The organism is Prosthecobacter sp., assembly GCF_044378005.1.
Classification (GTDB): domain Bacteria; phylum Verrucomicrobiota; class Verrucomicrobiia; order Verrucomicrobiales; family Verrucomicrobiaceae; genus Prosthecobacter.
Genome location: NZ_JBILYB010000024.1, coordinates 31,494 through 54,430, shown reverse-complemented (window position 1 = coordinate 54,430; position 22,937 = coordinate 31,494). Strand labels below are relative to the sequence as shown.

Genomic DNA, 22,937 nt, shown 5'->3' with positions numbered 1-22,937 from the left:
TTCACCCTCACCTTTGCCTTCTTCTTCACCTTCTTGTTTGCCAAGGCTTTCTTTGCGTGACTTGTCTTCTTCACTGACGCCATCGCCATCTTTGTCACCGTTTTCACCTTCCTCTTCACCCTCTTCCCCCTGCTCGCCTTTTTCGCCTTTTTGACCCTTCTTGCCCTTTTTCTTGTCGCCCTTGTTGCCTTTGTCACCCTTCTGTTGCTGCTGATTGAGCTGCTCCTGCAACTCATCGAGACGCTTCTGCACGAAGTCGCGATTCGTCTTCACTTCCTTGTTTTCGGGTTCAATGGCGAGGGCTGCATTGAAGTGCTTCACGCTGTCACGCCAGGCTTTGACGGTGAACTTGGGCTGCTTCGCGAGAGCTTTGTCTCCCTGATCATAAAGGCTATGGGCGAGGCCGCGATGAGCCTGATTTTGCACGCCGCTGTCCGTGCTCTCCAGCGCCTGGCTGAAGCCACCCACGGCCTTGTCGTAGTCCTTGAGTTGATGCGCGGCGGCACCAAGACCAAAGGCGAAGAGCGGCTTCTGCCGGGCGCTCGGGGCTTCCTTGAGCAGATCGTCGTAAAGCTTCACCGCGTGGTCATACTCGCCGCGCTTGTAGGCTTCATGCGCAGCGGTGGGCTCGGCTTTTTGATTGGAGGCGGCGCTGGCTTCGGGCACGATGAGAGCGAAGACCAGGAGGGCGAGGGCTGGGGCGGGCGTTTTCATGCGTGAGGTGGGGCGGATGATCCAGGCGGAAAGGAGCAACAACACTCCCATAGACAACGGCCAGTAGAAACGCTCAATCGGCTTCACCATTTCGCGTGCGGCATTGGTTTGTGCCTGGAGACTGGAGACGAGGTCGCGCACGACGCCGGCGGCGAGAGGCTGGGAACCCAGCTTGAGGTAACGCCCGCGCGTGATTTTGGCGATCTCCTGGAGCGGCTGCGGCTCCAGTTTGGTCTTCACGACGTTGCCTTGCTGATCGCGGACGAAGTCACCCGTGCGATCTGGATCGGGGTCAGGAATGAGGGCTCCACCTTCCGTGCCGACGCCGACGGTGAGCACGAGGATGTTCTTCTTCGCAGCCTGCTGCGCGTAGGCGGTGATCTCGGAGTCGGGCTCGCCGCCATCGCTGAAAAGGATGAGTCCGTGGTTCTTGGCCGGGCTTTTTTCAAAGGTCTCGATGGCGAGCTTCAAGGCACGTCCGATCTCACTGCCGCCGCGAGGCACGGAGGTAAAATCGAGCGACTGGATGGCTTCCACGACAGCGTCGTGATCGGTGGTGAGAGGTGCCTGGAGATACGAGTTACCGGCGAAGGCGATGAGCCCGACGCGGTCGTCTTTGAGCGCGAGCATGAGATCCTGCGCGGCAAGCTTGGCACGCGTGAGACGGTCGGGCACGACGTCGTTGGCGAGCATGGAGCGGGAGCTGTCGATGGCGATGATGATGTTTCTGCCGGACTCATTTTGGATGACCTTGTCCTCACCCCAGATCGGTCGGGCGAGCGCGACGATGAAGGCGGCCAGCGCGAGTAATTGCATGCTGAAGATCAACCACGAACGGCCAGCGGAAACACCCGTGACTAGAGAGTCACGCAGACGCGGCGCGGCAAAGGCTTCCTGCACCTTCCGGGCACGCAAGTCCGCCCACAGCTTCAATCCCGCCAGGCAGGGCAGGAGCAGGAGGTAGTAGAGGAGCTTGGGATCGAGGAAGGACATTTTAGGAATGACGAAATCCGAAGGACGAATGACGAAGGAATGACGAAGCCGGAATGACGAATGGCGTAGAGTGGTCGAGACCGCATGACAGCTCCCAGTCCTTCAGAGCGCTCTGAACTTCGTCATTGGAGATTGGAATTTCTTTCGTCATTCGGGAATTCGTCATTCGTCATTTCACCGCTAGGTGGCCACCGCCATCGGCGCGGCGTTTAAGACCGTGAGGCGCAGGAGCAGTGCCAGGCCGAGCAGGGCGGCGGCGGCAGTGAGCGGATAGAAAAAGAGCTCCTCGGTCTCGGAGATGGTGCGCTTTTTGATCTCCTTCTTTTCGAGCTTGTCGATGGTTTCGAAGATGTCCTGCAAGGCTCCGAGATCCTGAGCCATGTAAAAGGTGCCACCGCCGATGCTGGCCACGGCTTGCAGCGTGCCTTCGTCAAACTCCTGACGACCACTGGTGATGACGCGACCATTCGGCAGCGGGATCATGTGAACGCCAGGGGTGCCGATGGCGATGGTGTAGATCTTGATGCCCAGCGTGGCACTGAGCTTCGCAGCGTCCTGCGGGCTGAGTTTGCCGCTGTTGTTGGCACCGTCGGTGAGGAGGATGATGACTTTGCTGGGGACGGTTTCTTTATCCAGACGACGCGCTGCCGCCGCAAGTCCCGAACCAATGGCGGTTCCGTCTTCCATGATACCGGTCTGGACACGCTCCAGATTGGATTCCAGCCACTCGCGGTCGAGCGTCATCGGGCAGGGATAATACGGCGCTCCGGCAAAGGCGACGATGCCGACACGGTCGGATTTACGACCACGGATGAAGTCGCGCATCACACGCTTCGCGGCCACGAGACGGTTCACCGGCAGGCCGCCGATGTAGAAGTCTTCAATGAGCATCGAGAGGGAAACGTCCACCGTGAGACAGATGGCGATGCCCTCGGTGTTCTCTTCATCATGCGAGATCACCTTCTGCGGACGAGCGAGGGCGAAGATGGCGGCGGTGAGACTGAGCAGCACGAGACCGAAGGTGAAGCCACCGCGCGCGCTGCGCGTCTTCACGCCCATCTCACGCAGGATGAATGCGGTGGAAAAGGCAATGGTCGGTGCCTTGCCCGTGCGTCCGCGCCACCAGCCCATGAGCGGCAGCAGGAGCAGCAGCAGCAGCAGCCACTCAGGGCGGCCAAAGATCAGGTTGGGGAGAAAGGGAATGCTCATGAGCGGTCCTCCTCGAGATGGGAAATGGCTTTCTGCACGAGAGCGGTGGCTTCGCCGTGATTTGTAGGCACGGGGGCAAAGGCGAGCTGATCCCAGAGATCGGCGAGAGGCGCGTATTTTTGCAACTTCAGCGAGGTGGCAGGGACGCCACCATTGACAAAAAGCTCCTGCGTGGTGCGAAAGGGAGCGGGGATCTTGTAGCGTTCGAGGAAGTAGAGTCGCAGCGCCTCGGAGACATCCGCAGCAGTCTGCGTGGGCGGCTGCTGGGCGGACTTTACGAGGATGTCGCGCAGGCGATTCATGGCGTCATTCCATGGCTTCTTCATCGGGGGAGCCTTGGCCTTTGCCGGACGCAGCAGCAACCAGATGACGAGTGCGAGCAGGATGAGCACGAGGGCACCCGCAGCACCATAGACCCACCACTCAGGGCTGGGTTGCACCAGCGTAGGATCGGGCAGCTCGGGATGCGGCAGCGGCTGCAAGGGCGGAGCCTGCGGCGCCTGGGCGAGGAGGGGCGTGTGAAATAAAATCCCCAGTGCCAGCAACGAAGGCCAACGGCCTTCCGCATCATAGCGAAGGGTTGGCGCAGCAGCGCCTACCCTGGAAAAGAAGTCAGGTTTGTCCCCACCAGAGACGAACCCCAACGGGGTTCCGTATCGGATGCGGTCGCTCAACCTTCCGAGTGCCGATGAGGTGCGGCGGATCAAAGCAGACCATTCGTTGCGCGAGCCGGTGCGGAACCCTTTTGGGGTTCCTCCTTGAACCTGATGTGGCAAATTTGTTTTCCAGGGTAGCCCCTCAAACGGGGCAACCCTTCGCTGTGATGCGGAAGCCCCTTGGGCTTCAAAAGAGCCCAACTCCAGGCAGGGCCCTTGAGATTCATGATTGTGCGGGCGAATCATCACTTCTTCCTCCTTTTGCGTGAGCGGAAGTAGGTCTTCAGCGCCGGGACGTAGTCGTCATCCATGCGCACATCGAGACGCTCGACACCATTTTTGCGCAGCGTGCGGTTCAGGGACTCCTGGCGCTCGCTCATGCGCTGCGCGTACTGACGACGCACGGCTGGGTGCGAGGTGTTCACCACATACTGCTCGCCCGTCTCCGGGTCCTGCAAACACACACGACCCGCCGAGGGCAGTTCCCACTCACGAGGATCGGTGATCTGCGCGGCGACGACGTCATGCTTCGCGGCCAGCAGGCGCAGGCTGTGCTCCCAGGCCTGATCCGGTGTGAGGAAGTCCGACACCACGATCACCAGCGCCCGATGCGCGATGCGCTCCAAAGCCAGATCGAGCGCCGGAGCGAGATTCGTCTTCCGACTCTTCGGGCGATGATTCAAAATATCGCGCAGGCAGCGCAGGGCATGGGAGCTGCCTTTTTGGGCAGGCAGGTAATGCTCGATCTGATCAGAGACCAGGATCAGCCCGACCTTGTCCTGATTCTGCACCGCGCTGAAGGCAAACACCGCCGCCACCTCGGCCGCACGCTCGCGCTTGCTGTCCTCATGACTGCCGTAGTCACCGGAGCCGCTGACATCGACGACGAGCATCACGGTCAGCTCGCGCTCCTCGATGTACTTTCGCACAAAGGGTTCATTCATGCGCGCCGTCACATTCCAGTCCAGAAAGCGCACGTCATCACCGGGCTGGTATTCGCGGAAGTCATCGAACTCGATCCCCTGTCCTTTAAAGCGCGAGTGATAAGCACCACCAAGCGTCTCCTTCACGATGCCACGCGTGATCAGCTCGATCTTCCGCACGCGCTTCAATATACGCGTGAGGCGTTCGTCTTCGGTTTCTGGCTTCGCCTGGTTCACGGTTCGCTGTTCTCGGTTCTCGGTTGCCTGTTCTCGGTTGCCTGTCCTCGGTTCGCCGTTCGCTGTTCTTGGTTGCCTGTTCTTGGTGGTTGGGAAAGGCGGGTTTGGGGCTTGATGGCGGGCTTTGGGTTGTTGGTGAGGTATTGGATGAAGGCTCCGATCTTGCTGCGGGTCAGGCCCGTCTCAGCAAACAAACGGAAGACCTTCTGGCAGAGTTCCCTCGCCAGTTGCCAGCCTTCGATGTCTTCAAACCTCGTGATCGTCATAGAAACAGGATTTCCGCACTCACCAACCGTGAACCGAGAACGGCGAACCGAGAACCTTTAGGGCACCGGAAGTTTATCGAGGAGCTGCTTGATCACGTCCTCGCTCGTCACGCCTTCCGCCTCGGCTTCGTAGCTGAGGAGGATACGATGGCGGAGGATGTCGGGGGCCAGGTCCTTGATGTCCTGCGGGGTCACGTAGTTGCGTCCGGCGAGGAAGGCATAGGCTTTCGCGGCGAGGGCGAGATTGATGGTGCCACGCGGGGAGGCACCGCAGCGGATGAGCAGCTTCAGATGCGGGGCGATGGGGCCCGGATTGCGCGTGGCGTGGATGATCGCCACGATGTAGTCGCGGATCTTTTCATCCACATAGAGGCTGTTCACGATCTGGCGGCTGGCCACGATGTCCTTGGCCTCGATGATCTGATTCACGTCCAGCTTCGGCGCACTCGTCGCCATGGCATCCAGCACCTGGCGCTCCTCGCTCGGCGTCGGGTAATCCACGCGCACCTTCAGCAGGAAACGGTCGAGCTGGGCTTCCGGCAGGGTGTAGGTGCCTTCCTGGTCGATGGGGTTCTGCGTGGCCAGCACCATGAAGGGGTCGGGCAGCTTGTAGCTCGTGTCGCCGATCGTGACCTGCCGCTCCTGCATGGCTTCCAGCAACGCACTCTGCACCTTGGCCGGAGCACGGTTGATTTCGTCCGCGAGCACCAGATTGGCAAAGATCGGTCCGAGGCGCGGGGTGAACGTTCCGTCCTTCGGCAGATAGACCATCGTGCCCACCACGTCGGCGGGCAGGAGATCGGGCGTGAACTGGATGCGCTTGAAGCTCGTGTGCAGCGCGCTGGAGAGCGTGCGCACCGCCAGCGTCTTCGCCAGACCGGGCACACCTTCCAGCAGCACGTGACCATTGGTCAAAAGTGCCACGAGGAGGCGATCCACCAGATGCGTCTGGCCGACGAGCACCCGGGCGATCTCCGCACGCAGCGGCGGCACCCACGAGGCGGACTTGGCGATGGTTTCCTGATCAGGGATGGAGGAATCGGTGGGCGAGGAGGCGGGCGTGTCTGACATGCGAGCGGGAAAGGTCAATGGGGGCGGGATAAGAGTCAAGACAGGAGACTCACGTTCAAAACGTCGCCGCCGGGTGTTTTGGTTCACGGATTGCCCCACCTCCGCCGATCCTTTCCCGAAAATGAGAGGAGCGTGGGCACTCCTGTTAGCCTAGCCGTGGCTTCGCGCAGAGGGCGAAGGCGCGGGAAAGTTCCGTCACCACCTGCACCCAGCGCTTCTTGCCGTCTTCCTGTTCGAGGATCTGCTCCTGTCCGGCGGGGATGAGTTGGAGGCGCTCGGTAGGTTTGCCGCTCGTCCACTTGTCCCAGTTAAAGCCATGCATGATGTCGCAGGTGGTGCCGTATCAGCGCTCACACTCGCGTAGCGTTGCGCACGCAACCTTTAGGTCTGGCGAACCGAGGCGGGTGTAGATTTCCACCGCGAGCCGGGCGTGTGGCAGGGCTTCGGGAGCTTTGCCCTGCCGCACGAGAGCTTGGGCGAGGCGGTGGTTGCTCCTGGCGATCAATTCCTGGCGGTGAACGGCTTCGGCTAATGACAGAGCCTCTTGCGCCAAGGTCTCGGCGGCTGGCCAGTCCTCCCGTTCCAAGGCCAATTCAGCCAGATTGCCAGTGAAATTGGCCACGCCATCAATGTGATCGATGACGAGTGCCACGTGCAATGCCTCACGATAATGTTCTTCCGCCGCAAGGAAATCACCGGAGAGACGCTCCACTTCGGCGAGCGAGTTCAGACTGCTGGCCACATCTCTGCTCTCGGCAGCGAGGCTGCGATGTAGATCAAGCGCCTCGCGATAGGCGGCGATGGAGGCGAGGTATTCCGCCTTCAACTGATGGCCGATGCCGCGCAGGCGGATCGCGATGCCGCGCTCGCGGACACCAGCCTTGGCTCGGTCCCAATGCGCAGTAGCGCGCTCAGCGCAGGTGAGCACGGCCTCGGCCTGTTGGCGCAGAGAGTGAATGTATCCGATGTGAGAGGCACGCCAGCCAGCCTGAAAATAATCGACAGCTGCCACAGCCTTGGATTCGGCTTTTTCGCTGAGAGCGAGCCATTCATCCCAGCGGCCTTGAAACTCGAGGAAACGGTGTAGCGCCTCGCATACGGTCTGGAGGCGCGCATTGTCGCCGGCGAGGAATAGGGGTAAGGCAGGCGCGATGCCGGGCCAAGCGGCTTCGAGGGCGGGGAAGCGGTCATGCTTGTCGTAACCGTTCTCGATGATAGGACAAACCCGCTAAGGTCGCGCACGCCGTCGTCGTCGAGTTCGCGAGTATTCAATGAAACAAAGATGATCTTTTTGAAGGCCGTCGGCGAGGCATCGTAAGCCGCCCGGACAACTGGACCGGCGTGCAGCCTATGTGCAGAGCATCGCCTATGGGAACAAGCGGGTGATCCTGTCCAGCGCCCTGGGCGTGCAGCGGGCACGTCAGGCCGTGGGGCCGCTGCCCCCGCCCTCGGGTTTGCAGGTGGTGCCGGGCATTTCGGAAGGCACGGTGACATTGACCTGGGACAAGGTGAAACATGCCCTCCTCTACTTCCTGGAATACGGTGTCGAAGGCGAGAAGCCGGTGCAGATTCCTCTGAGTGGTCGCCGCAAGAAAAAGCTGACCCTGCCGCGGCTGGGCGCGACCTATGTCTTCCGCATGGCCACCTCCGGGACATCCGGGCAGAGCAACTGGAGCGCGCCCGTGCGCCGCATCGCGGGCTGAGGGTTTTCGACAGGCAGGGTGATCCGCCCAGGCCGTGTTTGAAAACACCGGGCACGAGCAGGCGAAGCAGCGTAGCCCTCTCGCTCCGCGAGAGGAGCATCCAGCCTGGCCGTCTGCAAAGATTCACGAACGGCGTTCTGGGCGCGTGATGGCGAAAGTCCCAGGCTCATCTCGCGGGAGCGAGATGGCTACTTTGCTGGCGCGCCACGCTTCCCATGAGGAGGATTCTCATGATTCTCCTGCCTTCATTCTTCTGCCAGTCCTGCTCGAGGAAATCCCCCCGGCCAAAGAGCGCGGCCTTCACCGAGGAGCGCGGGCTTGGCGGAGTTATTCGAGCGGCTCAGGACATCCCATCGCCCGCGCCCCAGGGCTCAAGCTGGCGGAGATTCCTCGCCTCCAAAGCACGATAGCAATCCGGCAGGTCGAAGTGCTCCAGCACGCCAAAGGGCATCGCCGCATAGGGCCACTGGTAGTCCTCATGCACGGCGATCTCATGGAAGGACGTGAGCGCGTTTTTCAGCGTCACCTGCTGCACATCGGCGCTGAGCACAGCGGCAAAGATGGCAGGCAAAGCGCCCCAGCCTTTGCCAGCCAGATGAATCTCCGTGTGCCCTGCTGCCACGAGAAGCTGGAGCACGCGCAGCACATCGTAAGTCCGCTGACCGAGCAGCGGCTGGCCGAGCATCAGCCCATAAGCCGCGTAGAAATAATGGCTGCCGTAAGGCCGCAGAAACTGATTCACACCGCAGGTGTCCGGCTGGGACTCACCGATGCCGCGCACATCACAGGCAAAGAAGGCCGCCTCCGGTGCAGCGGCCAGCAACTCCTTCACCAGCGACTCGTCACGAAGCTCGGCATCGGCGGAGCGATGCGAGACATACAGCACCGCCTTCTTTTGCCCACGCGGCAGGCGGGAGGTCAGCGTCTCTTCGCTCAAGCGCGTGACCAAAGAATGAACCTCTGGCGAAGTCTCCACGGCATAGGTGCAGTAGTTCTTGGTTGGATATTGCCGAGCACCCGCAGTGCGCAGGATGCGGTAATCCGGCGCTGACTTTGGCAGGGGCGGCAGCTGCAAAACCTCGCGCACAGCCTTCACCAATGCCGTGCCCTGCAAAGCGCCTCGCTTCGCGGCCAGCGACTCCGCCTTTTCACGCGTGTAGGCCATCAGCATCTTCGAGCCCAGCCGAGCCACCTGACCTTCCGGCGTGCATTGCAGATCCGCATCGGTCTCGATCTTCATCACGGGTTCCGTCGCTGATGCGGCGATGCCCGTGACCTTGCCAAAGAAGCGATACATCGCCTCGCGGTTCGACTGCGTGTAGCCGTGTGGATCAGGGCCGGTGTGAAGCTGAATGTTCTCCGGCTTGCCGAGCAGCGTGTAGAGCTTCTTCAGCCGCTCATAAGTCTCCGCTGAGCCACGCGCATCGAAGTAGTCCTTCTCCTGCGCCATGATGATCACCGGCTTCGGAGCCATCGCGGCAAGGAAGTCACAATGATCCAGATCCGCTGCCAAAACACCCGGCGGGCATTGCTCACAGTCTTGCGGCAGCTCGTTTTCGGCATCACGGCGGAAGGTCGTCACAAAGCAGGATGGCGCGCCCATGGTGAAGCGCGGCTCCAGGCCGCACAGCCAGGTCGTCTGCGTGCCGCCGCCTGAGTTCCCCGTCACGCCGAGGTGCTGCGGATCGATCTCCGATCTCGTCAGCAGATAATCCAGCGCCCGCATCGCATCCCAGGCGAACCAACCGCCCAGCACATCGCCGACGAGCACCTGATGATTGCCCATCTGGTTATGCTCGGAAGTCCCACCGCCGAGTCGGGAGCCGAGTTTCTCGTTGAGATATTGGAAGCGCTCCCCCTGCCCTGGCGGGTCGATGATGAAACAGGCCATGCCCTGCCGAGCCAGACCTTGCGCAAAGCTCTGATAAGCCTCCGCCGCCTTGCCATTCAGCGAATGTCCACACACCCCGATCACTCCCGGCACCGGCTTGGCAGCCTTCGGCAAATACAGGTTCCCCGTGACCAGATACCCCGGACGACTCTCGAAGATCACGTTTTCAATCCGATAGCCCTCACGCTCCAGCGTATTCGTCACCTTCGCATTCAGCGGCGTCTTCTCCGGCATCGGCCCGAAGCACTCGCGGATGCGCGCCTGCACCGACTTCACATAAGCCTCGGCATCCGCCTTTGTCTTCAAAGCCTCACGCTTCTCATTTCCGCGCGACTCCGCCGCCCGCACCTCCGTCACCAGCCAGTCCTGCATCATGCGCGGAAAGCGATTCAGCGCAGGCAGTGCCGTAACGGCTTCTTTTTTCACCACCTCCGCCGCTGAAGCCACGGAAGTCGATGACATCGGAAACAACGCCCCGCCAAGTGCGCTGAGGCTCACGGTTTGCAGGAAGTCACGACGATGAGTGGTGGAAGCAGGGTTCATGGTGGGTCTCAGCAATACCCGGCGCAGGATGGGCATCTTTCCCTCATCCCCATCGCGTGCTCGCATTCTGGCGAATGCGCCTACAATGCCGTCATGCATTCTGATGCCGAAGCTCATCTCTCCAAACGCTGCGCCGTGATGCGTCGGCTCATCAAGGCGCATGGCCCCTGCACGCTCGTGCCAGAGAAGCGCTCGCCTTATGAAGCACTGATCAGTGCCGTGGCGCATCAGCAGCTTCATGCCAATGCCGCCGAGGCCATCCTCCGCCGATTCAAAGCGCACTTCCCCGGCACTCGCTTTCCGAAGCCAGCCCAGGTGCTCGATGCCGATGAGGCCGCGCTGCGTGGCTGCGGTTTTTCATTGAGCAAGCTGCTGGCCATACGCGACATCGCCGCGAAGACACTCTCCGGCCACATCCCGACACGCGCTGCGGCGATGAAACTTCCCGACGAGGAACTCATCGACCGGCTCGTCGAGGTGCGCGGCGTCGGACGCTGGACGGTGGAGATGCTGCTCATCTTCACCCTCGGTCGCGCCGATGTTTTCCCCAGCGATGACTTCGGCGTGCGCAACGGCTGGCGTGTCACCAAAAAGCTGGACGACATGCCCAAGCCCAAAGACCTCCGCGCCCACGCCGAGCGCTGGCAGCCGCATCGCACGCTCGCCGCCTGGTATCTCTGGCGCGCTGCCGATGCTTCGAAGAAGTGAGTCTTGCCCGCGAATCATCGCATCGCTAGACTTCCCGAATGTTCGGCCACCTTCCCGGTCCCTCCATGTGCTGCCAAAAGGCGGCGACTCTCTACCGCGCGCACTTCTGCGGCCTCGGCACCAGCCTTCATCGCCACTACGGAGCCTGGGCGCGCTGGCTGGTGAATCGGGACAGCACCTTCCTCGCGCTGCTCGGCTCTGCTTTGACTGAAAGTCCGCCGCAGTTTTGCCAGACGACCTGCTGCAACAAGTTCGCCACGCCGCGTGATCTCGTGACGGACAGCGCCGTCCTGCAATACACCGCCGCTGTCACGATCTGCGGCCTCAGCGCGAAGCTCGATGACGACACGCACGATGAACGCGGCTGGCGACGCTGGGCCGCAAGACTCGGCTCGCGCACGCTGGATCGCCCCATCGGCGATGCCCTGGGCCTGCTGCATGGGATGAACTTTCCTGTCACTCAAGTCCGCTCCTGGATGGCCGGGCAAAGCCAGATTGAAAGCAGCACCGCAAGCCTCCACGACTGCGCCCGCCCCACCAGCGCCGCGTTTGGAGAGATCGTCGCCCACCTCGCAACTGTGGCCGATGCACCTGCGGCCAAACCCGCGCTGCAACAGCTTGGCGAAAGCCTCGGCTTCCTCATTTATGCGCAGGATGCCTGGGACGACTGGGCAAAGGATCAGCGCCGAGGTCAGTTCAATCCCCTGCACGCCTTCCCACACCTTTCCGGCCGTCGCGAGGCGTTGCTGCCGCACTTGGAAGCCGCATTGACTCGTCTTCGCGCCGCCTTTCAAAGCCTGCCTTTGCATCGCCATCGAGATTTGCTCCAAGCCGTGCTCATCGACGGAGCTGAACAACGCGTGGCCCAGGTGCGTGAAGGCGAGGGTGGAGCCAAGCGCCCGCAACCGAAGCTCGAACGCATGGGTCGCAAAGAGAACGGCTGCTGTAGCAAATGGGACTGCTGCCCGTCAGACTGCTGCGACTGCGTCCGCTGTTGCCGCATGCCTAAACTTGGTGGCTCCATGTGCGACTGCAATCCCTGCGATGGCGACGGCATCGAGTGCTGCGGTTGCGATTGCTCGCCGTGAGGCATTTTCGACCTTCCGCTTCCCATCGCTGCGTGTCATGATGCGCGCATGTCTGATCTCCTGACACTCGCTCAAACCGTGGCCGCAAAGGCCTATGCGCCCTACTCGAAGTATCAGGTCGGCTGCGCGCTGGAAACCACGACGGGCCGGATCTTCACTGGCTGCAATGTGGAGAATGCGAGCTACGGCCTGACCATCTGTGCCGAGCGCAACGCCGTCTTCCGCGCCGTGGCCGAAGAAGGCGCAGGCATGAAGATCGTGCGAGCCACGGTCGTGTGTCTCGGTCATGAGTTTCCACCCTGCGGGGCTTGCAGGCAGGTGCTCGCCGAATTTTCACTGCCCGGCGGAGCCACGGAGATCACCTTCCTCCGCGATGGCAAACCTGTGACCATGACGATCGCCGAACTGCTGCCAGAAACCTTCGCCCTGTGATGAAACGGCTCCTCCCCCTCTTCCTCGCCAGCAGCACCTTCGCCGCCGATCTCGTGCAGCACGCGCGTGAGCATCCGCAGGGTGAGGTGGCTTACAGCTTCGAGGTGGCGACTTTGAAGAAAGACACGCGCGACCTGCCCATCGGCGTCTTTGACTCAGGCATCGGCGGACTCACCGTGCTGGAGGCCATCCTGACGCTGGATGCTTTCCACAACGACACGCTCCAGCCCGGCAGCGATGGCAGACCCGACTTTGCCGACGAGCGCTTCCAATACTTCGGCGATCAGGCGAACATGCCTTACGGCAACTACTCCAGCGCCGGGCGCACGGATTACCTGCGCGAACTCATCGTCAAAGACGCCATCTTTCTGCTCGGCAAACGCTGGTTTGATCCGCAGACAAAATCATTCCGGCAGGACAAGCCACCCGTGAAGGCGCTCGTCATCGCCTGCAACACCGCCACGGCCTATGGCATCGAGGACATCCGCTCGGCGCTGAAGGCGTGGGGCTTGCCGATCATCGTCGTCGGCGTCGTCGAGGCTGGTGCCTGCGGCGTACAGGCAGCACATCGCGATGGAGCGGTAGGTGTGCTCGCCACCGTGGGCACCTGCGCGAGCGGGGCGTATCCGCGAGTGATCAGCCAGACCCTCGGTCTCGCCGGACGCAGCGTGCCCGCCATCACGCAGCAAGGCAGCGCGAACCTCGCGGGAGTGATCGAGGGAGATCCTGCCTTCAAAGAAAGCGTGGCCGAGCGATGCAGCTTCGATGTCCGCGAACTCATGCAGGCTCATGCAAAGAGCGGCGCAGTATCGCCCCTGAGCACGGTGGTGCTCGGCTGCACTCACTTCCCGCTCGTGCAGTCGGAGATCGATACCGCGTTCACGGCTTTGCGAGATGATGCAGCTTTTGCAAAGCTCATCGCCCCGAAGATTCAGTATGTGAATCCCGCCGAATGGACCGCGCGGGAGCTTTTCCGTGAACTGGCAGCCGCCCGAATCCGGGCCAGCGGAAGCACCGGACGCGACACCTTTTACCTCTCGATCCCCAACCCACTGCGCAGCGATCTCAAGCTCACGGCGGATGGCGGTTTGGAAAAGGACTTCAAATACTCGCGCCTGCCCGGCGAGCTGGATCGGGAGGACACCGTGAACGTGCCCATGACCCGCGAACGCATCCCCGTGACTACGAGAAAGCTGATCGAGACCAAGCTGCCCGAAGTGTGGAAACGACTGGCCGAGTGACGACTCAGCGCACGCCGAGATCGCCCATCAGTTGATCGATGAAGATGGCGCGCTCGGGCTCGGTGATCGTGCCTTCACGCCAGCAGAGCGTTAGCACGAGGCGGCCGTTCTTCTCGTTGGCAAAGACGCCCGTGCCGGGAGGATCGGAGAAGCTGGGGACGTGGTAGGCATTCGTCACGGCGGCTCCGGCGAAGCGGGTGAGCTCGGGGGCGAAGAGGCCGGTGTTGCTGTGGTAGAAGGAGCTGAATTTGCCCTTCATGTGGAAGTTGATGAAGAACATGTGCAGCCACGGCGGCATGGGGCGCATCATCCACATGAGATCGCGGAAGGCATCGCCGATCTTGTCTTTGATGAAGCGGGTGTGCTGCTTGTGCAGGGAGCCTGCGGAGGCCTCCAGCGTGCCGAGATCCTGGGCGAGGAGATTGCAGAAGAACATCGTGAGATGGTTCTGGAAGAGGGGGCCGCGGGTGCCCTTCTTGCGCACCTGAATCGGCACGCAGCACATGAGCGACTCGGGCTTGATCCCGCGATGCGCGAACACGGCCTGATGAGCACGCATGGCGCAGGCGAGGTGGAAAGGCATGTTGATCAACGGCCCGGAGATGGTCGCGCTGCGCTGCGCTGCCTCCTGGGTCTGCGCTTCCGTCAGGGTGATGACCTGGAAGTGTGCGCGGCCTTCGGAAAGCTTCGCGGAACCGAGTGCCTCGAAGGGCTTCTTCATGACGCTGTCGAAGAAGTCGGGCATGACCTTCGCGGTCTTCCAGCGCTCACCCCAGCCGCGTGGGTCGGCGAGGTCGGTGAGATCAAAGGCGGGCACTGGCTCACCGCCGCCACCGAGGAGACGGTTCAGTTCGACGAGGAAATACTCCGCGCCGATGCCGTCCATGATCAGGTGGCTCCAGGAGAAGACGAAGACGCAGGTGCCGTCGGCTTTCTCGACGAGGTCGAAACGCACGTTGATCCAGCCGTCGTCATGCTGAGGCAAAGACGTGTTGATGATGTCATCGAGCTTCGTTTGCAGGTCGCCGAACTCCGTAGCGCCCTGGTCCGCAAGCTTCCCCGGCGAACCGGTCTGCGACCAGAGGTGCAGTTCCAGAGGGCGGGGATTCCGTGCTGGTTCCCAGCGCGGCAGGGAGAAAAAGGACGGCTGCTTGAGCTGCGCGGTGAAGATGGGAAAGGGGAAGTGCGTGGGCAGCTCCAGCAGCAGCTTTTTCAGCGCAGCCACGTCAGGGATGCGATCCAGCTCGATGAAGGAATGCGCGATGTGTCCCCCCTGCCCTGCCTTGCGCAGCATTTCATCGAAGGCATGGGTGAAGAAGTCGCAGTCACGCAGTGGCAGGATGGAAAACTTTTCCTGGGATAAGGCGGGCGGAGGCGCGGCGATGGGGAGAGGCTCAGAAGCGACTTCGGCAGGCTTTGGAGCCGTGTTCGTGTCTTCTTCCAGCACCTCATACCCCTGAGCCACGAGCAGAGCGCCGATGGCGCGGGCATTTTTAAAGTTCGCCCGCGAGACGCTGCCGACCGGGATGGCGCAGCCAAAGTGCTCCTCCAGCAGGAGCAGGAGCTGCATGATCGCCATGGAATCGAGGCCCGCCTCGAAGAGATCGCCCTCCACGGTGAATCCGGGAGGCGTCTGGAGCACCTCATTGCGGACGAGGTCGAGGACGCGGAGTTCGAGTTGGGAGAGGGTTTCGGTGGCTGGCATCGGGGGGGTTGGGCGCGCGATAGTAGGGACACCTTAACGAGGGTCAAGCCAGCGAGTCAGCACGATGCGAAATCGACAGTCAGACTTCGCCAAGAAAGGGGCGGTGGGCTGAGAATGGAAAGGGAGGTTGGTCAAGTGTCTAAACATCCCCATTCAAATTGGGGTTGTCTTTGAAAAGCGGGCTAGATAGAAACTCCCCCCACCCAACCGAAAAATGCGTTCCACCCTCTACTGGCTCACCTCCACCGCGCTCGCCGTGATTTGCATGAAAGCGGCGGCGACGACACAGGCTGACGGCGGCGTTCTCGCCACGACTGATCCTATGTTTCCAGTGACGCAGACCGACCCGATGCGCGCCATCCTCCTCGGCGTCGGCATCATGGCGATGGCCTACACCTACCACCGCGTCTGGGCGAATTTCAGCAGCGAGCAGAAGCGTTCCTGAATCGTCGAGCGGCTTTGACGAGCCGAGATTCAGCGGCAGGTTGGCCGTCAAATGAGGGGAAATCTTGTGTTCCCCACGTTCGTAACTGTCAGCCCCCCATGACCGTGCTCCGCCTGCTTTTCCCCTTCGCCCTTTTGACGCCGATGCTAGCCCCGGCGGCTGATGCCCTCGCCACACGCGGGCAGGCTGCCTTTGACCAGAAGATCAAACCGCTTCTGGAAAAGTACTGCTACGATTGCCACTCCGACGGCACCGACAAGGGTGACTTTACCCTCGACGAGCACACGGACTATGCGGCAATGCGCGCAGACTTCGTCCTGTGGGACCATGTCCGCCAGCAGCTCATCACCCACGTGATGCCGCCGGAAAAGAAGGACAAACCCACCCTCCAGGAGCGCGATGACCTCGTGGCCTGGATCGATGACTCCGTCTTCTGGTTCGACCCCACGAAGCCCGACCCCGGCCATGTCACCGCCCGCCGCCTGAATCGCACGGAATTTAACAACACCATCCGCGACCTTCTCTATGTGGACACACGCCCGGCCAAGGAGTTCCCGCCGGACGACAGCGGCTACGGCTTCGACAACATCGGCGACGTGCTCAGCCTCTCTCCCATGCTCATGGAGAAATACCTCCGCGCCTCCCAGGAAGTCGCGGCGGATGCTTTCGATGTCTCCACGCCCGAGCATGCTGATGTGGAACTGACCGCCAAGAAGATGTGGAGCCACAAAGGCAAGACGGATGAAAGCGACGGCGTGCGCTGGTTTCACAGTGAAGCAGAAGCGATGGGCAAGTTCACCGCGCCGGCCAGTGGCAGCTATCTCGTCACCGTCCATGTCGCCGCCACCGAAGCAGGCAACGAACCCGCCAAAATCGCCCTCCGTGTGAATGGCAAAGACGTCTCCACCTACGATGTCACGACTCGCTGGAAAGACGACAAAGGGCCCTGGCAGCGCATCACCAAGACCGTCCAGCTCAATGCTGGTGAATCCAGGATCTCCGTCGCCTTCCTCAATGATCACAGCGACCCGATGAACCCCGACGCCTCGAAGCGCGACCGCAATGTGGCCCTCGATAAGATCGACATCCAGGGCCCCTCCGGCCTGCTCGCCCCGCGTGGCAGCAAATTCCTCCGCTGGCTCATCGGCGATAAACCCGTCGGCCTGCCCGTGCTCCAGCTCAGCGGCGAAGACTTCGACAAAGGCGAAGGCGATGCCGGTCGTGACACAGGCGCGATGTCACTCGCCAGCAGCGGCTACATCAAGCACGGCGTCGAAATCACCGAGGCAGGCAAATACAAGTTCACCCTCAAAGTCGGCGCACAACAGGCCGGCGACGAACCCGCAAAGACTGAGCTGCGCATCGCAGGAAAAACGGTCGGTGCCTTCTCCGTCACTGCGAAAAACCAAGCTCCACAGTGGTTCCACGTCGAGACAGACCTCCCCGCTGGCAATCATGAACTTCAGGTCTGGTTCATGAACGACTTCTACGACCCCGCCACAAAACAGGACCGCAATCTGTGGATTCATCAGGTCAAACTCGAAGGCCCGCTCGCCAAAGGCGGCGGCATCCAAGTCGCCGAGATACCCGCCTTGATCGAGAAGCTCGGCACACGTCTTTTCCGCCGCCCCATCCGTGACGATGAAAAGGCGAAGTGGCAGGCCTTTGCCGATCTCGCCATGAAGGAAGGAGAGTCCCCGCTCGGTGCCCTGCGCTACACCCTGGAGGGCATGCTCGTCTCCCCGGCTTTCCTTTTCCGCATCTCGCCACAGCCAGCCGGAGCCGCGCAGAATGGCATCGCCGACATCGACGAATACAGCCTGGCCAACCGCCTCTCCTACTTCCTCTGGTCCTCGCCACCGGATGACAAACTGCTCCAGCTCGCTGCGAAAAACGAGCTTCGTAAAAACCTCTCCACCGAGATCAACCGCATGATCAGCGACTGGCATGCCTATGCACTGACCGAAGACTTCGCCGGCCAATGGCTGCAACTGCGGGACATGGACATCGTCTCCCCAGACACACGCCGCTTCCCCGAATGGAAGGGCGGCATCGCCTACGCCATGAAGCGCGAGAGCCAGACCTTCTTTGACCACATCCTGAAGGAAAACCGCAGTGTCATTGAGTTCCTGAATGCCGACTACAGCTTCATGGATCGCAAGCTCGCCAACTTCTACGGCATCCAGGGTGTGAAGAGCGACAAGTTCGAAAAAGTCTCCCTCCAGGGCACCACGCGTGGCGGTATCCTGACCCACGGCAGCATCCTCACCCTCACCTCCGAGCAGACGCGCACCTCGCCCGTAAAGCGCGGCAAATACCTGCTGGAAAATATCCTCGGCACTCCGCCGCCACCTGCACCCGGCGGCGTGCCGCCACTGGATGAAAAGAAAGCCCGCTTCTCCGATCTCACGCTCCGTGAGCAACTCGCCGAACACCGCAGCAATGCCTCCTGCGCCGGCTGCCACGCCTTCCTGGACCCCATCGGGTTTGCCTTTGAAAACTACGATGCCATCGGCCGCTTCCGAGCTGAAGAAAAGAAGCATCCCATCGACGCTTCCGGCACTCTCGTGCGTGGCCAGCAGTTCAAAGATCTCACCGAACTCCGCACCATCCTCGCCCGAGACATGGCGGATGACTTCACTCGCAACCTCGCCGAGAACCTCCTCACCTACGCCCTCGGCAGAGGACTCGGCTACAGCGACAAGCCCGCCGTCCACGAGATCGTCCGTCGCACCAAAGCCAGCGGCTACAAACTCCAGGACATGATCCTCGCCGTCTGCGAGAGCGCCCCCTTCCAGAAGATGCGGATCGAGTGACGGTCAGTGGGTCAGCATCCGCCGCCCCACTTCCTCGCATAGCCCGACAAAGGTTCGCTCAGGCAGATTGAGCACGCGACCTTTCAGTGTCGAGGTCACCCAGCGGCGCTTGAGTTTGCCCTTCGGCATCGAGACAGCCACGAGCTGCCCCGCTTCGATCTCCTGCCGCGCGATCCATCGGGCGGCGATGGCCACGCCGATGCCGAGCTTGGCGAGTTCCTTCGTGGCTTCCGAGCTTCCCAGCTCGATGAAGTTCCCCAGCCGCACGCCCTGCTTCATAAAGAACTCCTGGATGAGCGTGAAGTTCAGGCTGTTCCGGCTCGCCACGATGAAGGTCTCCTCGCCAGCGTCCTTGAGCTTCGGCGGCTTCGTTGCCCAGCGATGAAGCGGCGAGACGAGGAACTCCAGTTCATCGTCAAAGATCGTGTGACATTCGAGGCGCGAGACATCGTTAGGCCGCAGGCTCACCGCGAGATCCACATCGCCCTTCATCAGCTTCTCGATGGTGTCCGGCGTCTCACCGCAGATGACTTTAATCTCATACAGCGGGAAGCTTTCCTTAAACTCACGAAACACCGTCGGCAGGATGAACTGAGCCGCCGCCGTGGTGCAGCCGATGCGCAGCCTGCCGCGCGGCGTCTGATCCAGCGTGCCCAGCGTGGAGCGCGCCTGGGTCATCATCTGCAGGATCGTCTCCGCACTCGGCAGCAGTTCGCGGCCTGCATGAGTCAGGTGCACGCTCTTGCCCTGACGATGAAAAAGCTGGCAGCCGAGATCCGTCTCCAGCGCCTTGATGGCATGGCTGATGGCGCTCTGGGTAAGATGCAGCTCACGCCCCGCCTGAGTAAAACTGCCACTGCGGGCGAGAGAGACGAAGGCGCGGAGCTGGCGTGTATCGAGTGTCTGCATGAAATGGGTGAATGAATCCCATTCATACACGAAGTGAAAAACTTCGCGCCTCATTTCTAGTAGAACTTGGCCCGCTGGCACTGCGAATGCTGATGTGATGAAGCGTCATGCCAAAGTCAGCTTCACTCTCCAAGACCGCTCTCAGCGGTGTCGTTCAGCCTGTGCGGATTGGTTTCAAACCTCTCACCGACTGTGCGCCGCTCCTCGTGGCCCGTGAACTGGAGCTGTTCCGCAAGCATGGCGTCCGGGTCGATCTAAGTTGTGAAGTGGGATGGGCCACCATTCGGGAAAAGCTGCTCTACGGCCAGTTGGATGCCGTTCACGCCATCGCGGGACTGGCGTTGGCAATGCGTCTTGGTCTGAACACACCTCCCTGCCGGGTGGTGGCCCCATTCGTCTTCAATCTCCACGGCAACGCCATCACGCTGAGCCGCGACCTCTGGAACCGGGGCGTGCGTGATGCCTCCAGTCTGAAGAAGCTCATCCGCAGCATGCCCACGCGGCGCTTCACCTTCAGCACCGTCTCGCGCTTCTCCTCTCACTATTTCCTGCTTCGCCAATGGCTCGCCGCGGGTGGCATCGATGTCGATCAAGAGGTGCGCATCGTCGTGCTTCCTCCCACGCAGATGGTCGGCAATCTCGAAGCCAACCTCATCGACGGGGGCTGTGTGGGCGAACCCTGGAACAGTGATGCCGTCGCACGCGGTTTCGGATTCATCGCCGCCACCAGCGAGCAGCTCGCCCCCGGTCATCCTGAAAAAGTGCTTCTCACCACCGAGGGATTCATCGAACGCCATGCCGATCAAGCCGCCGCCATCGTCGCCGCACTGCGCGAGGCCTGCGCCTTCTGTGATGTCACTGAAAACCGCCCCGAAGTCGCCCGCATCCTCGTACGCAGCGGCTACTTCCTCGGCAAAGATGAAGAGATCCTGAAGCGCTCCCTCGTCGGTCCGCTTGATCTTGGCACCGGCAAAAGTGCTGACGTGACCAACTTCCACATCTTCCACCGCCGCGATGCCAATGAGCCCACCGGTGAGCGTGGACGCTGGCTGCTCGATCAATTCATCATCCATGGCCTCATCACCCAGGGTGAGCGTGCCGAAGCCTCCGCCGCACTCGCCGCCTGCTGGACCTCCAGCGCTATCCCCCTTCCCCAAACAGCCGCCGCCAGCCCCAGCAAACCCAACAAACGCCAGAAACTCGCCCACGCATGAACCCCACCACCCCCATCTCACGCCGCACCCTGCTCCAGCGCACTGCCACAGCCGGACTTGGCACCCTCTTCTCCGGTCTCCCCGCAGGCTGGGTCGGCTCCGCCTATGCCGATGACTCCCCTGAAGCACCCGATGTGAAGCTCGGCATCATCGCCCTCACCGACTGCTCACCCATCGTCATCGCGCATGAGAAAGGCCTCTTCAAAAAGTTCGGCATCAACTCCACCGTCAGCAAAGAAGCCTCCTGGGCTGTCATTCGTGACAAACTGACCACCGGCGAAAATCAGGCCACGCACATGCTCCTCGGCATGCCCATCGCCGCCTCCATGGGCCTCGGCGGCTCGGCAGTGAAGGAAATGATCTTCCCCTGGATTCTGAATCGCAACGGACAGGCCATCACACTGGCGAACAAATTCAAAGGCAAGGTCGCCGGTGATCCAAAAGCGCTGAAGCCGCTGGTCGATGAAGCCAAGGCCGCAGGCACACCGCTCACCTTTGCCATGACTTTCCCGCCCGGCACTCACGCCATGTGGATGCGCTACTACCTCGCCGCCGGCGGCATCAATCCAGATTCCGACATCACCCTCACCACCATCCCACCACCGCAGATGGTCGCGAACATGAAGGTCGGTAAAATGGACGGCTACTGCGTTGGCGAGCCATGGAACGCACGCGCCATCGCAGAAGACATCGGCTACACCAGCGTCGCCACGCAGGAGATCTGGAAGAACCATCCTGAAAAAGTTTGCGCCTTCACCAAGGAGTTCGCCGAGGCCAATCCGAAGACCGTCAAAGCCGTGCTCAAAGCACTCCACGAAGCCAGCGTGTGGCTCGATGACCTCGGCAACCGCAAAGAGCAGGTCGAGATCATCAGCAAACCCAGTTATGTGAACTGCCCGCCCGAAGTCATCTACAGCCGCCTCATGGGCGAACTCGACTACGGCGACGGTCGCACCAAGAAGGACGAAGATTACATGATCTTCAGCAGCCGGAACTGCAACTACCCGCAGCCAAAGTACATCAAGTGGTGGCTCAGCCAGTTCCGCCGCTGGGGCATGGTCGAAGGCGCACCTGATTACGACGGCGTCGCCAAAGCCATCGCCGGCACCGCCCTCTATGAAGAGGCGATGAAGGAGATCGGCTACACCGGTGGTATGCTCGATGACAAGACCGAGACCTTCATGGACGGTGCCATCTTTGACCCAGCCAAACCCGAAGAATTCGCCCTCTCCGCCGCCATCAAAAACATCAAGGGCTAGCCCTACACCCCAGGTGCGCCGGTTCATTTCCCGGACCGGCGCTCCTTTTCCCCTCTCAGCCGCCGCTGCCATGAAATTCACCAAAGAACAACTCGCCCACTGGTTGATGCCCCTTTGTGGCATCTTTGCCGTACTCCTCATCTGGACCGCCATCTCAGGCGGAGTCCGCGAAGAAAAAACACCCTCCGGTTTCACCAAAAAAGTGAAGACCGGCTTCATCAAAGATCTGCCCAGCCCGCTGGAAACCTGGGACAAAACCAAGAAGTACATCGTCGAACCTTTCGCCAAACGAGAAGAGCTCGATCAGGGCATCCTCCGCTTCACCTGGTATTCGCTCGTTGTCGTCGCCAAAGGCTACTTCATCGCCCTGCTCGTCGGCACTCCCATCGGCTTCATGCTAGGCCTCTCCAAGGCCTTCACACGCATGTTTGACCCCATCATTCAAATCCTGCGCCCCGTCTCGCCCCTCGCATGGATGCCGCTCGGCGTCGTGCTTTTCATGGGTGCGGGAAAAAACGCCAATGACCTCGGCGCGCTCTTCACCATCGCCATCTGCGCCATGTGGCCCACCGTGCTAAACACCGCCGTCGGTGTCCGCGCTGTGCCGCAGGATTACCTGAATGTCGCCAAAGTGCTCAAGCTCTCGAAGTGGAAAACACTCTGGAAGGTGCTCGTGCCAGCCACCCTGTCCTACATGTTCACCGGCTACCGCCTCAGCCTCGGCATCGCCTGGCTGGTAATCGTCGCCGTGGAGATGCTCACTGGCCGCGTCGGCATCGGCAACTTCCTTTGGAACGAGTACAACAACGGCCTCTACACCAGCATCATCCTCAGCATCCTCACCATCGGCTTCGTTGGTTGGGCGCTCGACAGGCTGATGAGCCTCGTGGAAGCCCGATTCAAAAGCATCTAAC

The 22,937-nt window shown here is 61.2% G+C and carries 20 protein-coding genes; 10 read left to right on the top strand and 10 right to left on the bottom strand.

Features of this window, described 5'->3' with window-relative positions:
• The 7 genes from AC6FTP_RS07445 to AC6FTP_RS07415 form a co-directional block, all read right to left on the bottom strand.
• On the bottom strand, window positions 1-1,707 hold a 1,707-nt coding region (locus AC6FTP_RS07445), incomplete at its 3' end, for a vWA domain-containing protein (RefSeq protein ID WP_497206278.1).
• Window positions 1,708-1,887: 180 nt separating this feature from the next.
• Window positions 1,888-2,916 carry a VWA domain-containing protein gene (locus AC6FTP_RS07440; RefSeq protein ID WP_497206277.1) on the bottom strand — a complete coding sequence of 343 codons (1,029 nt, stop codon included), beginning with the start codon at window positions 2,914-2,916 and terminating at the stop codon, window positions 1,888-1,890.
• A complete protein-coding gene (locus tag AC6FTP_RS07435) occupies window positions 2,913-3,398 on the bottom strand; it encodes a hypothetical protein (RefSeq protein ID WP_497206276.1) in 486 nt (161 codons plus the stop codon). The genes AC6FTP_RS07440 and AC6FTP_RS07435 overlap by 4 nt, the downstream gene beginning before the upstream one ends.
• 419 nt (window positions 3,399-3,817) lie before the next feature.
• The gene (locus tag AC6FTP_RS07430; RefSeq protein WP_497206275.1) at window positions 3,818-4,732 is read right to left on the bottom strand and encodes a DUF58 domain-containing protein; all 915 of its coding nucleotides are present in this window, start codon (window positions 4,730-4,732) and stop codon (window positions 3,818-3,820) included.
• A 323-nt stretch (window positions 4,733-5,055) separates the two neighbouring features.
• A complete protein-coding gene (locus tag AC6FTP_RS07425; RefSeq protein WP_497206274.1) occupies window positions 5,056-6,069 on the bottom strand; it encodes an AAA family ATPase in 1,014 nt (337 codons plus the stop codon).
• Between the two features lie 145 nt (window positions 6,070-6,214).
• Entirely contained in the window at window positions 6,215-6,394 is a 180-nt protein-coding gene (locus AC6FTP_RS07420) for a type I restriction enzyme endonuclease domain-containing protein (RefSeq protein ID WP_497206279.1), read from the bottom strand.
• Window positions 6,395-6,412: 18 nt separating this feature from the next.
• On the bottom strand, window positions 6,413-7,081 hold the full coding sequence (locus AC6FTP_RS07415) for a tetratricopeptide repeat protein (RefSeq protein ID WP_497206273.1): 669 nt from the start codon (window positions 7,079-7,081) through the stop codon (window positions 6,413-6,415).
• Window positions 7,082-7,421: 340 nt separating this feature from the next.
• On the opposite strand from AC6FTP_RS07415, the gene AC6FTP_RS07410 reads away from it, so the two are divergent.
• Complete coding sequence (locus AC6FTP_RS07410) at window positions 7,422-7,772, top strand: fibronectin type III domain-containing protein (protein ID WP_497206272.1); 351 nt, start codon at window positions 7,422-7,424, stop codon at window positions 7,770-7,772.
• Window positions 7,773-8,112: 340 nt separating this feature from the next.
• Here AC6FTP_RS07410 and AC6FTP_RS07405 read toward each other — a convergent pair whose 3' ends face one another.
• Window positions 8,113-10,206, bottom strand: coding sequence for an alpha/beta hydrolase family protein (locus tag AC6FTP_RS07405; RefSeq protein WP_497206271.1), 2,094 nt, complete (start codon window positions 10,204-10,206; stop codon window positions 8,113-8,115).
• A gap of 93 nt (window positions 10,207-10,299) precedes the next feature.
• Here AC6FTP_RS07405 and AC6FTP_RS07400 point away from each other — a divergent pair, with 93 nt between their 5' ends.
• The 4 genes from AC6FTP_RS07400 to AC6FTP_RS07385 are packed head-to-tail and all read left to right on the top strand — an operon-like array spanning window position 10,300 to window position 13,675.
• Window positions 10,300-10,914 (top strand): DNA-3-methyladenine glycosylase family protein, encoded by a 615-nt coding sequence (locus tag AC6FTP_RS07400; RefSeq protein ID WP_497206270.1) that lies wholly within the window; start codon window positions 10,300-10,302, stop codon window positions 10,912-10,914.
• A 38-nt stretch (window positions 10,915-10,952) separates the two neighbouring features.
• Window positions 10,953-12,002 carry a DUF5685 family protein gene (locus tag AC6FTP_RS07395; protein ID WP_497206269.1) on the top strand — a complete coding sequence of 350 codons (1,050 nt, stop codon included), beginning with the start codon at window positions 10,953-10,955 and terminating at the stop codon, window positions 12,000-12,002.
• A 48-nt stretch (window positions 12,003-12,050) separates the two neighbouring features.
• Entirely contained in the window at window positions 12,051-12,434 is a 384-nt protein-coding gene (cdd, locus tag AC6FTP_RS07390; RefSeq protein ID WP_497206268.1) for a cytidine deaminase, read from the top strand.
• Window positions 12,434-13,675, top strand: a complete 1,242-nt coding sequence (locus AC6FTP_RS07385; RefSeq protein WP_497206267.1) for a glutamate racemase — start codon at window positions 12,434-12,436, stop codon at window positions 13,673-13,675. Before cdd ends, AC6FTP_RS07385 begins: the two co-directional genes overlap by 1 nt.
• Before the next feature lie 4 nt (window positions 13,676-13,679).
• Here the strand turns inward: AC6FTP_RS07385 and AC6FTP_RS07380 are convergent, their stop codons facing one another.
• On the bottom strand, window positions 13,680-15,380 hold the full coding sequence (locus AC6FTP_RS07380; RefSeq protein WP_497206266.1) for a phosphopantetheine-binding protein: 1,701 nt from the start codon (window positions 15,378-15,380) through the stop codon (window positions 13,680-13,682).
• Window positions 15,381-15,594: 214 nt separating this feature from the next.
• On the opposite strand from AC6FTP_RS07380, the gene AC6FTP_RS07375 reads away from it, so the two are divergent.
• Both AC6FTP_RS07375 and AC6FTP_RS07370 read left to right on the top strand, forming a co-directional pair.
• The gene (locus tag AC6FTP_RS07375) at window positions 15,595-15,825 is read left to right on the top strand and encodes a hypothetical protein (protein ID WP_497206265.1); all 231 of its coding nucleotides are present in this window, start codon (window positions 15,595-15,597) and stop codon (window positions 15,823-15,825) included.
• Between the two features lie 98 nt (window positions 15,826-15,923).
• Window positions 15,924-18,641 (top strand): DUF1592 domain-containing protein, encoded by a 2,718-nt coding sequence (locus tag AC6FTP_RS07370; RefSeq protein WP_497206264.1) that lies wholly within the window; start codon window positions 15,924-15,926, stop codon window positions 18,639-18,641.
• 3 nt (window positions 18,642-18,644) lie between these two features.
• Here AC6FTP_RS07370 and AC6FTP_RS07365 read toward each other — a convergent pair whose 3' ends face one another.
• Window positions 18,645-19,550: a LysR family transcriptional regulator gene (locus AC6FTP_RS07365; RefSeq protein WP_497206263.1), complete on the bottom strand. Its 906-nt coding sequence runs from the start codon at window positions 19,548-19,550 to the stop codon at window positions 18,645-18,647.
• Window positions 19,551-19,657: 107 nt separating this feature from the next.
• Between AC6FTP_RS07365 and AC6FTP_RS07360 the strand changes: the two genes are divergently transcribed.
• The 3 genes from AC6FTP_RS07360 (at window position 19,658) to ntrB (ending at window position 22,936) form a co-directional block, all read left to right on the top strand.
• The gene (locus tag AC6FTP_RS07360) at window positions 19,658-20,764 is read left to right on the top strand and encodes a CmpA/NrtA family ABC transporter substrate-binding protein (protein ID WP_497206262.1); all 1,107 of its coding nucleotides are present in this window, start codon (window positions 19,658-19,660) and stop codon (window positions 20,762-20,764) included.
• Window positions 20,761-22,023: a CmpA/NrtA family ABC transporter substrate-binding protein gene (locus AC6FTP_RS07355; protein WP_497206261.1), complete on the top strand. Its 1,263-nt coding sequence runs from the start codon at window positions 20,761-20,763 to the stop codon at window positions 22,021-22,023. Before AC6FTP_RS07360 ends, AC6FTP_RS07355 begins: the two co-directional genes overlap by 4 nt.
• Before the next feature lie 70 nt (window positions 22,024-22,093).
• Window positions 22,094-22,936 carry a nitrate ABC transporter permease gene (ntrB, locus tag AC6FTP_RS07350; RefSeq protein WP_497206260.1) on the top strand — a complete coding sequence of 281 codons (843 nt, stop codon included), beginning with the start codon at window positions 22,094-22,096 and terminating at the stop codon, window positions 22,934-22,936.
• Window position 22,937: the final 1 nt, after the last annotated feature.